Genomic DNA, 13,948 nt, shown 5'->3' on the forward strand with positions numbered 1-13,948 from the left:
CCGAATCGCTTGCGACCCCGCCTGCTTTCGTAGGCAATGCCGGCTACTCCGTAGCAGCATTTTGGGGCGCACCGGCCGAATCCCTTCACTCTGAATCGACGATCGCAGCAGTCCTCGACTGCTCCGAGGCCAAGCTGCAAGCGGACCGCTGGCGCGGCCGAGGGTTGAAATTCGTACGGATCGGCAAACTAATCCGTTATCGCAAGGCGGACGTGCTGACCGCGATCGGCGCTCCCGTACAGTCGACCACCGAAGCCGACGCGCGCGAAGCGCAGGCAGCCTGAGGCGTCGTCATGCGAAACACCATGCGACGCGCGCCCGGGCGCAATCTCGGGCAGGAAGGTTTGGCGTTCTGGCGCTCATGGGGCACGCCGTTGGGCGACGCCTCGACCGGTGCAGCCTGTTCGGTCAGCTATACGCCTGGGCAGCCCAACAGAACCCCGCCGATGACAATCGGGGGCGCCGATGAGTATCGACGAACTCGTCCGTGCCCAGGCCGACAGCATCGGCATCGCGATCCCCGGCGGTGCTGTCGAGATGCCGAAGCTGCTCTCGCACATCCAGGCGCCCGACTGGCGGCAGCATATGGAACTCGCGACGCAGCGCGGCTGGCTCTTCGTCGGCTGCGGCCGCGCTTGGCAGGCGGCTGGCGGCCTCGAGTTCGAGGCGTGGCGACGCGATTACGAACAAGCCGAGCGCCGACTCATCGCCGACGGGTGGTTCACTTGAACGTGGAGCAGATCGCCACCGCCCTCGGAGGCGCCCGCAAGGATGGCTCAGGCTGGGTCGGCCTGTGCCCGGTGCACGACGACCAGAAGCCCAGCCTGAAGCTCGATGAAGTCGATGGCAAGCTGCTCTGGAATTGCCGCGCCGGCTGCTCGCAGGACGCCGTCCGCGATGCGCTTGCCTCGCGCGGTTTGCTGAACGGCTACGCGCGCGACGCTGCTCCTTCGGTGGCGAGCAAACGCCCGGCGGTGCCGGTGGGCAAACCGCCGAAGGACGCGTCGGCCCCGTCCATGGTCGACCCGAAGCTCGGGAAGCCGGGTGCGACCTAGTGCTACCGCAATGCGACCGGCGATCCCCTCTTCCATGTCGCGCGATACAACGGCCCGGACGGCGCCAAAGTCGCCGTGAAGCCCTGATCCTGGGACCTGGATTCGAAGGCGTGGGTATGCCGATCGTATCCGCGACCGAGACCGTTGTACGGCCTGGACCGGCTTGCCGCCAAACCGAATGCGCCAGTGCTCATCGTCGAAGGCGAGAAGTGTGCCGACGCCGCGGTTGAGCTCGGCTACGTGGTCGTGACCTGGTCCGCCGGCGCCAACGCGGTCGACGCTACGGACTGGTCGCCGCTCAGCGGTCGCGATGTCACGATCTGGCCTGATGCGGATGGGCCCGGCGCGAAGGCAGCCGCAGAGATTCGCAAGACCATCGGCAAGGGCACGATCCTCGATGTGCGGGACAAGCCGAAGGGCTGGGATGTGGCCGATGCGGTCGCGAAAGGCTGGACGCCCGACAAGGTGCTGCAGTTCATCGAGGAGCGTTCTAATCCGCGCGTAGAGCCGCAGAAGCCTCCGGCCTACCTGGACGAGGTTTCGCCCTCGGAAAGCGCTACAGCGGCTCCTGGGCGGCCCGTACCGCCCGCCGTGATCGTCAAGGTATCGCCGCTCGACTGGGGCGAAGTGAAGCGTACGGGCAAGCAACCGCGACGCTGGATCATGACCGAATGGATGTCCCCCGACCCGATGCTTTTCGCGGGCGCAGGCGGCATCGGCAAGACGCTGCTCGCTCAGCAGCTCGGCACAGCACTTTCGATCGGAAAAGGCATCTTGGCTCCCGTAGAGCGCGAATGGCGCGTTCTGATGTGGGCCTGCGAGGATGGCAAGGATGAGCTCGGCAACCGAGCAATCGACATCGCGACCTACCTCAATATCGACATGGAGGACCTCAATGAAAAGTTCTACCTGATCCCAAGGCGGGGTCTCGACAACACGCTATTCGCGGCGCCGTACGACCAGCCGGGATTCACGGCATTACTCGCCGAACTTGAAGAGCAGATCAACGACTGGCGTATCAATGTCTTCTTCCTGGACAACATCGCGCAGACCTATGCCGCGAAGGAGAACGATCGCCACCAGGCAACCCGGTACGTGAACGGGATCTTCGGCTGTGCGCGGCACACCGACTTCGCCCCGGTGATCATGGGTCATCCCGCCAAGGCTGCCGGCTCCGAGTATTCCGGCTCGACCGCCTGGGAAAACGCCGTTCGGATGCGCTGGTACCTGGGGGATCGCCTCCCGGACGAGAAGCAGTCCGAGGCCGACGAGGAAGTCGATACCCGCCCGCGGGTACTCGCCAAGCGCAAGACCAACTACAGCGGCAAGGATTGGCGAAGGTTCACCTTTGACAACGGCGTGCTCGTTCCCGAGCAGATCGAGGTCGGGTCCACCGGCGTGGTGGACATGCTCCGGCGGCGGAAGGCCCGCGGAGTCACCCTCGATGCCATGCGCAAGTTCGTCGTCATGGGCAAGACCGTCTCCGATGCCAAGGGCCAGAACTACCTGCCGAAGTTGATCGGTGAGCACAAGCTGAACGATGGACTGCTTCGGGCCGAGCTCGAGGACGCCATGCGCGAGCTCATGAACGACGGGAAGTTGAAGCGCGGCGAGGTCGGCCGGTACGCCAACCGGGACCCAAAATTCGGCCTGATGGAGGTGTCCGAATGATCCGCCCAAAACGCTGCACAAAAACCGCACAAAATGCGCCCAAAGAGCGCCCAACACACACACCCCCCTACGTAGTAGGGGGTGTGTTGTGCGGGCATTGGGCAGGCAGCCGAGGAATCCGGCAATGAGCATCGCGGTGATGGCACAAGGCACGCTGGTGAACGACCCGCAGCAGCGCATCGGATCGAGCGGCAAGCCGTTCGCGCTGTGTTCGCTGCGGTGCGCGACGGACGAGGACTCGCTCATCGTCAACGCGATCGTGTTCGGCGACGCGGTGGACGTTGTCATGGCCGCGAAGAAAGGCGACGAGCTCTGCCTCTCCGGCGCCGGCTCGCTGCGGACGTGGACCGGCAAGGATGGGCAGGAGCGTACGGGGCTCTCGATCACGGTGAACCGCGCCATGAGCCTGTACGAAGTGCGCAAGCGGCGCCAGGCGAGCAACGGCCGCGAGGCCGGCCGGCAACCGGCTTACGCATCGTGAAAAAAACAGAGTCTGAGCCCATGGAACCCGTCGACCGCCTCTGCTACGACATCGGAATCGCACCTGACGCCTGGACGCGTGCGAAGTCGTACTACGTCGTCGCCGTCACGGTTCTGCGCGTCGTCCGCGAGCAGCTTCCCGCGGAATCGCCTGCGACCCTCAACGTCGATGCGCTCCTGGACCTGTTGACCGAGGCCGCGACTTGGTCGGATGGGCAGATCATCTTCGCGATCTCGCTTCGCGAACTGATCGCGGCGGAATTCGGTTTGCGCATGCCAGCGGCAAGCGAAACCGTTGCAGCAACGAACGACCCGGCGACCGAAGTACCGCCGCAGCAGCTTCATTGACCACGAGGAGCAACACGATGCCACGCAGCAGTGCCTTGTATGACCTTCCCGGCCTGGGCGCCTACTACGCCGCCGCGGACCGGAACACGGCCTCCAGTACGCAGGAGCTCAAGCAGATGCTGAGCATGGCGCAAATCACCGGCGCCATGCAGAAAGTGCGCCGGCAGACGCGGCTCGGGGAGATGGCCGAGCTTGCAGCGGGCGACACCGGCGACCCGATGCAGACGGGGCCGACCGTCGATGCTGGTGCGCGTATGGATGCCACCGGCGTCAACCCGCTGACTGCTCCGGCTCCGGCTCCGGCGCCGCGGCAGCGGTACACCGCGGAACAGGTCACGCAAGGTCGCTCCGCCGCGATTCAGAGCCGGATCGACTACCTGAACCACGCCGCTGACCAGCTGGAAGCCGCGGGCGTGATCGACGCGTCAGAGAAGTACCGCAACAAGGCGCTGGAATACAGCAAGCTCTTGCCGACGTACCATGCGACGGAGCGCGAAACAGTCCTGCCGGACGGTCGCCGCGGGCTGGTGAAGATCAATTCCTTCGGCGAGGAAGCGCCGGCGAGCTTCACGCCAGCCGCGAAGCAGGGCGAGCCCGATGGCCTGCTGACGAACCTCGGGATCGATCGCAGCAATCCGCTGTACCGCCAGACAATGCTGGCGCGAGCCCGAAAGCTCGCGACGCACCAGCCTGCATCCAGCAACACGGTGATCAACGCCGGGCCGCGAGCCTTCGAGACCGCGCTCGGCAAACTGGACGCCGAAAAGATCGGCGAATGGCGCAAGAACGCCGAAGCGGGGCAGACAATGCTCGGGACGGTGACCAACCTTCGCAACGCGGTGCGACGCGGGGTCTATTCCGGCGGTACCGCCAACCTGCAGGTGGAGGCGGCGAACCTGATCAACGGGTTGACCGGCTTCACGCCGAGGGGCCTTCCCGGCTCGCAGCTCTTCGATGCGGAGGCAAGCAAGCTCGTGCTCGACAGCATCAAGCAGCTCGGCGCCAACCCGAGCAACGCGGACCGCGACTTCATCGCGAAGACGATCCCACAGCTGGCGACGAGTCCGCAAGCCCGGGACGCCCTGATCGCGTTCCTCGAGTCCAAGGCGATGCGCAATATCGATCTCTACCAACGTGCCGACGAGTACGCCCGCCAGAACCACGGGTTGGGTGGCTTCCCGGCGTTTACCGCGCCGGCCGCACCGAGCGGCGGCGCAAACATCGAAGACCTTGTTCGTAAGTACAGCGGAGGCCGGTAATGGCAACGATGCAGGAACTGGAGACGGCGCTCGTCAACGCCGATCGGGCGGGTGATACGGAGGCAGCTCAGACGATCGCCGGAGAGATCACGCGCCAGCGCTCCATGCCGGCGGCGCCCAGCATGTCGTCCGCGGCAGCCGCGCCGGCGTCGCCTACGCTCGATCAGAAAATTCGCGGCAGCTTTGCGGGCGGTTACATCAAGGCGACGCGTGATCCGATCGACGCAGGGGCGCAGATGCTTCGACGCGCAGTGCCGGATCGGATTGGCGCGATCGTAGATGACTTCGGGAACTTCCTGGCGGACTTGGGGTTGCCGGTGGCCTATTCGTCCGGGGTGGAAGGCGTCGACCGCTTGGTGGCGCGCGACGAACAGGAACATCAGACCGCCCGCCTGGCAACCGCGCCGATAGACCCCGCAACAGGCCAGCCGGACCCCGGCGTTGATTGGGGCCGGGTCGTCGGCAGCATCGCCAATCCGGTCAATCTTACGGCCGGCCGCCTGCTTCCGATCGCATCCAGGATGGGCTTCGCGGGAAAGGCCATCACTGGAGCCGCCGCAGGCGCTGCAGGAGGCGCGCTACAGCCCGTCACCGAGATCGGGCCGGACCAGTCCTTCGCCGCGACGAAGGCTGCTCAGACTGGCTTAGGCTTGGCCACAGGGGCGGTTCTGACGCCCGCCCTGTCGAAGCTCGGTGACGTGATCGCCCGCAATGTCAGCCGGTTCGCTGGCACAGCCGGCGGTGCCAAGGCTGCCGCGAATGCCGATGCCGTCCTTGCCCAATCGCTGCAGGACGCGGGCCAGTCGATCGAAGGCGTTCCGCCGCCGGTGCTCCAATCGCTTCGCAAGCAGGTGGCCGATGCGCCGCGCCGTGGCCAGAAGCTCGACGCTGCGGCGTTGCTGCGCAAGGCCGACGCCGATGCCGTTGGCGTGAAGCTTACGCAGGGTCAGCTGACCCGCGACCCGAACCAGTTCGCGGCCGAGCGGAACCTGCGCGGCGTCGCCGGCGCCGGTGAGCCGCTCTTGCAGCGCTTTGAGCAGCAGAACCAGCGCCTGACCGGGATCCTCGATGACGACCTGGGTGCTGGACGGGCGGCGGAGGCGTACCCAGCCGGGCAGCAAATCTCGTCGGCCCTGAAGACTGCCGACGATGCCATGCGGCAGAACGTGTCCGGCCTGTACCAGACGGCGCGCGGGTCCGCGGCGGCTCGATCCGAACTCAACCTGACCGGCTTGTCGCAGGACTACGCCAACATCCTGCGGGACTACGGCACCAAGAACGTACCGGCGCCGGTTGCGTCCAGGCTCGAGCAGATGGGGCTCCTGTCCGGCACGCAGCGCAAGGTCGTGACGGTGGCCGACGCCGAGGATGTGTTGCAGGTCATCAACAAAAACCGGAGCAATGGTCCAGCTATCAACAACGCGCTGGGCGAGATTCGGGACGCGATCAAGCGCGCGGTTACGACGGCGGATGTCGACGGCGGACCGTACTCGGTCGCGCGCCAGGCGGCAGCCACGAGATTCCGGCTGCACGATGCAATTCCAGCGTTGAAGGCCGCAGCAGACGACGAGGTTGCTGCCGACGACTTCGTACGCAAGTTTGTGCTCGGAGCGAAGACGAATGAGGCCAAGGAGCTCGCCGCGATGCTGAGCCGGGCCGACCCGGGAGCATTCCAGGAGGCCCGGAACCAGATCGGCGCAGCGCTGGCTCGATCCGCACTGGGCGAGAACGTCACCGGCGATCGCGTCCTTTCGCCCGAGCGATTGAACCGGGCCATCCGGACGATGGGCACCGACAAGCTGAAGGCGTTCTTCGCGCCTGAGGAGGTGAACAAGATTCAGGCGCTGGGACGGGTGGCCGCCTACATCAACGCGGTTCCGACGACGGCGCCCGTCAACACCAGCAACACCGCATCGACGCTGTTCAACCTGATGCGATCGATTCCCGGCATGCCGTCAGCGCTGGCGATTGGCTCGCAGGTAGTCTCGCCGGTGCGTAATTCGCGGGTAGTTTCCAATGCGCTTTCGGAGCAGGTTCCGAACGTATCGGCCGACCTTCCGCCCGAAGTCCTCCGCCTTCTCGGTCCGCTCACGACGGCGGGCGGCATCGCGAGCGGCGGTCTTGCTGCGGCTCCGCTCCGATAGGTAGGCGATGAACACGATGCCAACGGACGAGGCGACGATGCGAAGGACTTCTTCGAGGGACAAGACACGCGCTCCGGCAAAACGGAATGCCGGCAGTATAACCACGGCAACCAAGGACGGCGGACGCGAGCAGCCTGGCAAGAATCCCGCGCCGCCGCCTGAAGCGGGGGCGTTTGCGGAGGCCGATCCAAGGCAGCGCGACCCCAACCTGCTGCAAGTGCCCATGACTGCGGACGAATACTTTCCCGATGCGCTCGCCCGTGCGGCACTTCGGCCAAACGTGCTTGCAGCGGGGTTGATTCGGAATTTCACACGCGGCTCGGTTCCGGAGACCTTGGATACGACCAGCGTCATAACCGAGCTGTCCAACCAGGCGAAGGCCGTCGTCGCGGGCGACATGACCCGGGTCGAAGGCATGTTGATCACGCAAGCTCATGTGCTGAATGCCATCTTCACCGAGATGGCACGCCGGGCGGCGCTCAACATGAACGAGTATCTCGGGCCTGCCGAGACCTACATGCGCCTCGCGCTCAAGGCGCAGACGCAGTGCCGAACCACGCTCGAGGCCCTGGCCGAGATCAAGAACCCGAAGGCGGTTGCCTTCGTGCGCCAGGCCAACATCGCGACCGCCGGCGGCCAGCAGCAGGTGAACAACGGGGTGTCCGCCTCGCGCACGGAAAATTCGTCGAACGAACTTTTGGGAGCAGGCAAGGATGAGACGCCAGCGATCGGGATGGACGCAGGAGCGGCGAGCCCGCCAATCGGCGTTGGTGCGCAGCTGGCGGCCGTGGGGGCGCTCGACCGGACCGCGAACGGACGAGGGTAAGGCCCGCTCCAGCTTGAACGCCTGGAAGCATGGGGCGCGGTCGGCGGAGGCGCTGCGAGAACTCGACATGGCCCGTGAGCAGCTGCGCTAAGCCTAAAACCGGGGTTTTAACCTCAGTTTTTTGGTAGACTGGCGCCATGGCGAAGCGTGCGAACGGGCGTCCGAGGAATGTGGAAGGGACCACAACTCTGGAGATAACAGGCGTCGAGCCGAAGCTAATGGAGTATCTGCGAGACCTTCACCATCTTCAGGGTTTCGGCAACTCGATTTCCGCAGTTGCCCGAAATTTCATATGGAAGGAAGTGAATAGGCTGATAGAAGCTGGAAGATTGAAGCGGCGATAGGCCCCCCATGAATCACTTGTCGAGCGCTCCTTGGCACGTAAACGTCATCTGAAGAATGCGCCGATCAAAGAGGCGCTGATCGACTTGCGCGTGAGCGGGGTGCAAGAACTGTCATCGCTCCAGCGGTGCTCTCAGCAGCTAACAACCCCCTACGACAAGAGGTTGAAGCTTCATCGGCAAGAATTCGGGTTCTCGATGAACGCTGGCAATGTCGTGTCTCATCAAGCCGCACCATCAGTGTTTGGATATCGAGTGGACAGCGACGATGGCACTCAAGTTGTGCAATTTAGATTGGACGGGTTCACGTTTAGCCGACTTTCCCCATATCAAACCTGGGAATCGATGCGAGACGAAGCTAGGCGGCTATGGAAGCTGTATGAAAGCTGCGCTTCCCCGGCAATGGTGACTCGGATCGCTGTTCGTTACATAAATGTCATGCAGTTGCCATTGGCCGGTCGTGAATTGAAAGAGGTTCTGACTATGCCGCCAATGCTGCCCGAGGCACTTCCTCATTCCATCGCAAGCTTTCTTACGAGAATCGTCTTTGCCGATCCACTTGTCGAGGCTTCGGTGATACTGACACAGGCGCTTGAATCACCTGCTAGTGGCCAGAAAACATCTCTCACAATCGATGTTGATGCGTTCAAGGATTGCGAGCGGGGTCCTGCAGACGATTCGATATGGGCCGATCTGGAAAGTCTGAGGGCGCTAAAGAACGAAGTTTTCTTCGAGAGCATTACTGAGGAAACAGCGAGGCACTTCGAATGAACACTGCAGCTGTCTTGTTCAGCCCTCAAGGGAGTTTCTCTGCTAGGTCCGTTAGCACAGGAGCCAGTGAGGCCGCCAAGAATCTTGAAGGCTTAGTATCTGAAGCGTTCCATCAATATCGGAAACGAGCCCAGCGCGACCTGGCGATTTCAGAATTGACGCGTGTGACTGAAGAATGCAGCCAGCCCGGTTGGGACGGTTATGGTGCTATACCCGTTTCCGTAGGGGCAGCTGACGCAGCTCGCCGATTTATATTGGACCTTCCGTCCTTGTTCAACATGCCCGAAATCGTGCCTGAGCCGGACGGTGAAATATCCTTGGAGTGGGATTTTGGGAGATGGAAAGCCTTCTCGCTTAGCATAGGGTCTGGCGGCAAGCTGTCGTACGCCGCAATACTAGGAAGAGACAGGCGCGCGAATGGGAGCGATAACTTCGATGACGTTATTCCGGCGCATATTTTGTTGTCTCTTTCGCAAGCATCGAGCGGATAACAAGCTGCCAGACGACGTTGATAGTTCCGAGCCACTCTCTCGCTTTGTTTTTCAGTCGAATCACATCAACAGACAGCAGAATCGTCTCCATACGTCGGCTTTGTTGCCTGTATCTGGCCCGCATGGGTTGGAGACTTCTGTCTGCCGAACAGAAGGGTTGAACGACGCCGCAATTTGGAAGGTTGGCATCGAAAAGGTAGGATCGTCGAGGGCGAAGGTGCCGAGCGCCCGCGGCGACTTCTACACGAGAGATGCACTTGCCCGACAACTTCGCGTGGTCTCTGCTAAGGAGGATTTCCCAGAGCATGCCGTAGTGATCGGGTAGCCGACGTCTAAGGCGGAACAAAAGCAAATAGCGCTTGAACTAGCCAAAGCGACAATTTTGCGGGAATACTCCGCTGCTCGCAGCGCGTCGTGACGCCCGTTTGTGCCACCCACCGGTTGCTCCGGCGCACCCCCGGAAATGTGATACCCGCCGCTAGAATTGCGCCGACGCATCGTCGCGGGGGTATCTGGTGTATCTCGCCGATCTGATGCAGCAAGCAGCGTAATGACGATGACGGACGAACCTATAACGTTCGATGACCACGTCGCATCGGCCAAAGCGATGCTTCAAGATCTGCGAGGTAGGCAGATCACTCAATTCCCCGCTTACCAGCAACGCCCCGGTGAGAAGTTGGTTCGCCTCACGCTCCTTTGGCAACACTCCCTGCTATATCGGATAGTAGATGTGGCATCCGCGTCGCTTCGCATGTTCGAAGCTGGTCGTCTCGTGCCAGGATGTACGCTTGCGAGATCGGTCTACGAAAGTGTCGCGCATCTCTACTACCTACACAAAAAGATGGCGGCATTCATTGTTTCCCCTGACATTCCAGCCATCGCTAACCTTGTAATCCGAGGGTCTTGGGGAAGTAAAGATGAGTCGACCGAACCGGAGGCAATTCAGGTACTAACTGCGATAAACCACCTGGGCAAAGCGTACCCGGGCTCGGAAGACGAATATTTTCATTTGTGCGAGTATGCCCATCCCAATTTCAAAGGGGCATTGGGCACTTACGCGAGCATGGAAATACCATCGATGAATGTTGAGTTTGGTCTCAATCCGCAAGGACTACCTATGGTCGCATTTGGCCTAGGCGGGCTCGAGCTCATACTAACGGTCGCAACGGAAATTTTCAGAGACCTTCAAGATTTGGAGCAAGATTTCAAGAAAGCCGTGTATGAGAATGCGGAAGGAAAATACCCAGACTAGTCCTCCCTTCGCCCGCTATTGTCGGGATCGCTCATCGCATCCCATCCCATAGCGGCCGGGCCGCTATAGCGATCAGAGATGCGATGCAGATAAGAGTTGCCGTGCTCACTGCTCTCGAGCCCCCTTCGTCATTCCCACGGCGGCACCGGGGCCGGCATCGCCCACATCCCACGGCGCTGCACACGCGCATCAGCCTCTATCGCATAGAGCGGCGAGTCTTTTGGCGCGTAGCGAACATAGACCCAGGACATCCCGCGGCGGACCTGCTCCGCGTTCGCGTCGTCGCCCTCGCAGCTAACCGCCGCCAGCACGCGGCCATATCGGTCGCGACCGCGTTCGTGCAGCGTCGCTTCCTTGCGAAAGCAGAGCTCAGCGAGCGACTGGCGGGACCGTGTGCCGAAGTCCTGCCGCAGTTCGGGCGCGTCGATGTCGGCTAGACGCACGCGGACCTGGGTGCGGCCTTGGAGCACGGTGAGCGTGTCGCCGTCGTGGACGGGCAACGATCTTGCCGGAGGCGGCGTAGCAGGTAGGCGTCAGTATGGCGACGAAGAAGAGCGAGGCGAGAGTTCGAATCACGTCCGCGGATCCTCCGCTGCCAGGCCGATCAGACCGAAAGCAAACGGCAGCGCCGACACCGGCACGAAGTCCAAGATCACGTGTAGTCCAAGCCAGTCGTCTGTCGGAGATTTAGCCCAGCCCGAAAGTTTTGTCCCGCTATCGGGCCAGAAGCCAAGCGATGCTCATCGGCTGCCAGTACCCTGTCCGCATCCAGCCGTAGGCTTGGTAGACAACGATGGCAACCCCGAGCAGGAGCATACCGCACGCCAAGACCTTCATTTTGACGCGTCCTTCTCCACGAAGCCGAGCCAGATCCAGCGGATGAGGATTACCAGGGTCCAATAGAGGATCGACCACATGATCGCCGCAGAAACCAGGAAGATTAGCGCGCGCCACCTATCGTCCGGGACCTCGGATTTGGCGAGGAAGGCCGCATCCAAGAAGGCCGCCCCACCATATCGCGAGCCCAAGACGGTGCATGCCGCGACGGAAGCTCATTGCCCGCGGCTCCGCGCCCTGCTCGTCAGAATAGCCAAGTGTGCGCGCAGCCACAGAACACGCACTAGCTCGACCAGGAACCAGTAGACGAGCGTGAACATCAGGACAAAACCAGTTGCAGGGCCTATCAGGTAATCTGGAGCCGGCGCGGTGCCAATAAGCCATGCGCCAATCATCCAACCAACCCAGGCCGCCCGCCGCGCCCACAGGTAGAACCTGGTCACAGCGGCTGGTCCGCCTGGCGGGCGTTCATTGGCATCCCGGGCGCGAGCCGAATGCACTTGCGGAAGCGCGAAAGCCCCATGGTTTCCTCCCCTGGGTCGGGTTTAAGGGAAGCGGCCGACTTGCCATGGCGTGCCGCACCGTCCCTGCCCCGGACATGACGCTAGGGTAGCCCAATTTGGTCTCCTCTAAAAGGTAGCGGACCTGACAGCTTGCAGTCGAAGAGCCCAAGCTGAAACTCGCGCCACAAGCGAAGGTCCAGTGCTGTCCGCTGGACGCAGCGATCCCCCGTACGGAGCAAGAAGGAGCCGCGGCGCGCCACCACGGGTGATTTTGGCGGGGTATGCGGTAGTTGAGCAGAGGCAGGATGACGGATCGCCCGCGCAGTAGGCGGCATGTAGACAGGTTCCGACGGCGATGGCGGCGGTGGCAGCCATGCACCTCGACGCTGAGGTGGTGCTGACGCCACCGCTCTTGCGGGGCCCAGGGGCATCGATCTTCTCAACGCCGGCCGAGCAGGAGGAAGTGTTCTTCGTGCTGATGGTGGCGGCTGGGATGCCGCGCGATGCGGCATTGATTCTGCGTACCACGCATTGCGCGTGCTACGGTTTGCCACATAGAGTTCCGGCTTCTTTACTTCAACTGGAGATCGGGACCATGAGTGTCGACCGCATAGACGCCATTTCCGAATCACTCAAGCGTGCCCGGGCAATCGTTCGGCTTGCCGAGGACATCGACACGGGATCGAGCGGCGGCGTCGAAAGCATTGCCGTCGCGATGCAGATCGCCGGCGAGGAAATCGAGAGAGCACAACGAGCGCTCGCACAGGATAAAATCTGAGCTGAGCGACTTCAGCGCGGCGACGTGCGTTTTGGCTTCGCCGACAATGACCGTCGCAACGAATTTTCGGCTCACCGAACTGGCGGGCGAGCTTCTCCGACGTTCTTCGCGCGTTGTAACGGCGCCACTGGGGGGGTTCGTGCCGGTTGCGGCGGCAGCGGTGCTGGTGCTCGGCGTGGGGGTGGTGGGCGCTTGCACTGCTCTCGATCTGAGTAAGCTCCGAATCCAAGTGATGCGCGCATGCCAGCGGCGCATCGGCGCTTCATTGCCCCCCCTTACGCGTGTGTATAAGGAAATCCCCGACATCATTTCTCCGGGCGACTGGCAATAATCGAGCTGACGCAGCTTGCCGGGCGCATCGGACATGAAGCGGTCAGCACTAATCCGGGAAATCGCCGATCTGCTGGAGAGGGAACTCAAGGGAAACCCGGCGCCCGTCGCTAATCCCGTACTTCTCGATCGCCTTCGGTTCCTGAAGGAAAAGCTCAACGGGGTGGATGAGTACGCCTTCCACCAGGTGACGCTCCTCGCGGAACGCGCGGCTCTCTATTACGGCGGCCAGGTCGAGAGCAAGTATCCCGATGGGCCGGATGCTCTCTTCGAGGTGATGATGGGATACATACACTGGTCTCGGCTTCAGGCAATGGTGCGAGAAGAGCATCAGCACACCGACGAGGTGCAAGCCTGATGCGTCTGACGCTTGGCCGATTTCTTGCCGCAGTCGCTGCCAAAGCAGAGAGCCCCGCGCCGGCATATGCTGATGTGACGCAGATCATCCTCGAGCGCGTCGGTAAGGATCTCGCCTCCTGCGAGGGCCGGACACTGAAGAAGGCGTGTATCGCCGTAATCGCGCGCGCGGGGCGGATGACTGAAATGGAGCTCGTGGCGTTGGGACCAGATGCGAGCGCGCTCTTGCGTGCGATCGTGGGGCGCCGCGCTGCGGGCCGCTATTCACTGGCCGAGTTGTTTGCTTTCGAACGACAGCTAAAGCGGATCGGCGGCTGATATGCTGCCAGCCGGGCGGCAGGAGTCTACGTGATCGCGAGCAGCGCCGAGATGCAGAGGAGGGTGGCGTTGCTCATAGGTCGCGTGCCTGCTTGTCCCTGACGAACCATTATTTCTTCCGCGGCGTCTGCCTGCCAAGCCGCTCAGTCAATTTGTTAACGTAGCTCCAGCCGTTCTCTCGCGATCG

15 protein-coding genes and 1 pseudogene are annotated in these 13,948 nt (G+C 62.4%); 15 read left to right on the forward strand and 1 reads right to left on the reverse strand.

From position 1 onward, the window contains the following. Positions 1 to 68: 68 nt before the first annotated feature. The 11 genes and pseudogenes from GEV05_27145 to GEV05_27195 all read left to right on the forward strand — a co-directional run bounded on the left by GEV05_27145 (position 69) and on the right by GEV05_27195 (position 10,638). A pseudogene (locus tag GEV05_27145) lies at positions 69 to 218 on the forward strand (DNA-binding protein). Between the two features lie 247 nt (positions 219 to 465). Beyond that, positions 466 to 729, forward strand: a complete 264-nt coding sequence (locus GEV05_27150) for a hypothetical protein (GenBank protein ID MPZ46976.1) — start codon at positions 466 to 468, stop codon at positions 727 to 729. Then, entirely contained in the window at positions 726 to 1,055 is a 330-nt protein-coding gene (locus GEV05_27155; protein MPZ46977.1) for a hypothetical protein, read from the forward strand. The genes GEV05_27150 and GEV05_27155 overlap by 4 nt, the downstream gene beginning before the upstream one ends. A gap of 96 nt (positions 1,056 to 1,151) precedes the next feature. Then, positions 1,152 to 2,726: an AAA family ATPase gene (locus GEV05_27160; protein MPZ46978.1), complete on the forward strand. Its 1,575-nt coding sequence runs from the start codon at positions 1,152 to 1,154 to the stop codon at positions 2,724 to 2,726. A 124-nt stretch (positions 2,727 to 2,850) separates the two neighbouring features. Then, complete coding sequence (locus tag GEV05_27165) at positions 2,851 to 3,207, forward strand: single-stranded DNA-binding protein (GenBank protein ID MPZ46979.1); 357 nt, start codon at positions 2,851 to 2,853, stop codon at positions 3,205 to 3,207. Between the two features lie 20 nt (positions 3,208 to 3,227). After that, entirely contained in the window at positions 3,228 to 3,554 is a 327-nt protein-coding gene (locus tag GEV05_27170) for a hypothetical protein (protein ID MPZ46980.1), read from the forward strand. A 35-nt stretch (positions 3,555 to 3,589) separates the two neighbouring features. Beyond that, entirely contained in the window at positions 3,590 to 4,813 is a 1,224-nt protein-coding gene (locus tag GEV05_27175) for a hypothetical protein (protein MPZ46981.1), read from the forward strand. Further along, entirely contained in the window at positions 4,813 to 6,957 is a 2,145-nt protein-coding gene (locus GEV05_27180; protein MPZ46982.1) for a hypothetical protein, read from the forward strand. The genes GEV05_27175 and GEV05_27180 overlap by 1 nt, the downstream gene beginning before the upstream one ends. Positions 6,958 to 7,670: 713 nt before the next feature. Next, positions 7,671 to 7,874: a hypothetical protein gene (locus GEV05_27185; GenBank protein ID MPZ46983.1), complete on the forward strand. Its 204-nt coding sequence runs from the start codon at positions 7,671 to 7,673 to the stop codon at positions 7,872 to 7,874. 283 nt (positions 7,875 to 8,157) lie between these two features. Further along, on the forward strand, positions 8,158 to 8,895 hold the full coding sequence (locus GEV05_27190) for a TIGR04255 family protein (protein MPZ46984.1): 738 nt from the start codon (positions 8,158 to 8,160) through the stop codon (positions 8,893 to 8,895). A 1,041-nt stretch (positions 8,896 to 9,936) separates the two neighbouring features. Further along, complete coding sequence (locus GEV05_27195) at positions 9,937 to 10,638, forward strand: hypothetical protein (GenBank protein ID MPZ46985.1); 702 nt, start codon at positions 9,937 to 9,939, stop codon at positions 10,636 to 10,638. A 128-nt stretch (positions 10,639 to 10,766) separates the two neighbouring features. Here GEV05_27195 and GEV05_27200 read toward each other — a convergent pair whose 3' ends face one another. Then, positions 10,767 to 11,138, reverse strand: coding sequence for a nuclease (locus GEV05_27200; protein MPZ46986.1), 372 nt, complete (start codon positions 11,136 to 11,138; stop codon positions 10,767 to 10,769). 1,195 nt (positions 11,139 to 12,333) lie between these two features. Between GEV05_27200 and GEV05_27205 the strand changes: the two genes are divergently transcribed. The 4 genes from GEV05_27205 (at position 12,334) to GEV05_27220 (ending at position 13,761) form a co-directional block, all read left to right on the forward strand. After that, positions 12,334 to 12,756 (forward strand): hypothetical protein, encoded by a 423-nt coding sequence (locus tag GEV05_27205; protein ID MPZ46987.1) that lies wholly within the window; start codon positions 12,334 to 12,336, stop codon positions 12,754 to 12,756. A 46-nt stretch (positions 12,757 to 12,802) separates the two neighbouring features. Continuing rightward, positions 12,803 to 13,087, forward strand: a complete 285-nt coding sequence (locus GEV05_27210; GenBank protein MPZ46988.1) for a hypothetical protein — start codon at positions 12,803 to 12,805, stop codon at positions 13,085 to 13,087. A 33-nt stretch (positions 13,088 to 13,120) separates the two neighbouring features. After that, complete coding sequence (locus GEV05_27215) at positions 13,121 to 13,444, forward strand: hypothetical protein (GenBank protein ID MPZ46989.1); 324 nt, start codon at positions 13,121 to 13,123, stop codon at positions 13,442 to 13,444. A gap of 74 nt (positions 13,445 to 13,518) precedes the next feature. Beyond that, positions 13,519 to 13,761 (forward strand): hypothetical protein, encoded by a 243-nt coding sequence (locus tag GEV05_27220; protein ID MPZ46990.1) that lies wholly within the window; start codon positions 13,519 to 13,521, stop codon positions 13,759 to 13,761. The last annotated feature ends 187 nt before the right edge of the window (positions 13,762 to 13,948 follow it).

Source organism: Betaproteobacteria bacterium (assembly GCA_009377585.1).
GTDB lineage: Bacteria > Pseudomonadota > Gammaproteobacteria > Burkholderiales > WYBJ01 > WYBJ01.

Coding starts and splice junctions, on each gene's coding strand:
- GEV05_27195 (MPZ46985.1), top strand. CDS start 9,937: ATGACGATGACGGACGAACCTATAACGTTCGATGACCACGTCGCATCG.
- GEV05_27185 (MPZ46983.1), top strand. CDS start 7,671: ATGAGACGCCAGCGATCGGGATGGACGCAGGAGCGGCGAGCCCGCCAA.
- GEV05_27165 (MPZ46979.1), top strand. CDS start 2,851: ATGAGCATCGCGGTGATGGCACAAGGCACGCTGGTGAACGACCCGCAG.
- GEV05_27180 (MPZ46982.1), top strand. CDS start 4,813: ATGGCAACGATGCAGGAACTGGAGACGGCGCTCGTCAACGCCGATCGG.
- GEV05_27150 (MPZ46976.1), top strand. CDS start 466: ATGAGTATCGACGAACTCGTCCGTGCCCAGGCCGACAGCATCGGCATC.
- GEV05_27210 (MPZ46988.1), top strand. CDS start 12,803: ATGACCGTCGCAACGAATTTTCGGCTCACCGAACTGGCGGGCGAGCTT.
- GEV05_27215 (MPZ46989.1), top strand. CDS start 13,121: ATGAAGCGGTCAGCACTAATCCGGGAAATCGCCGATCTGCTGGAGAGG.
- GEV05_27205 (MPZ46987.1), top strand. CDS start 12,334: ATGGCGGCGGTGGCAGCCATGCACCTCGACGCTGAGGTGGTGCTGACG.
- GEV05_27170 (MPZ46980.1), top strand. CDS start 3,228: ATGGAACCCGTCGACCGCCTCTGCTACGACATCGGAATCGCACCTGAC.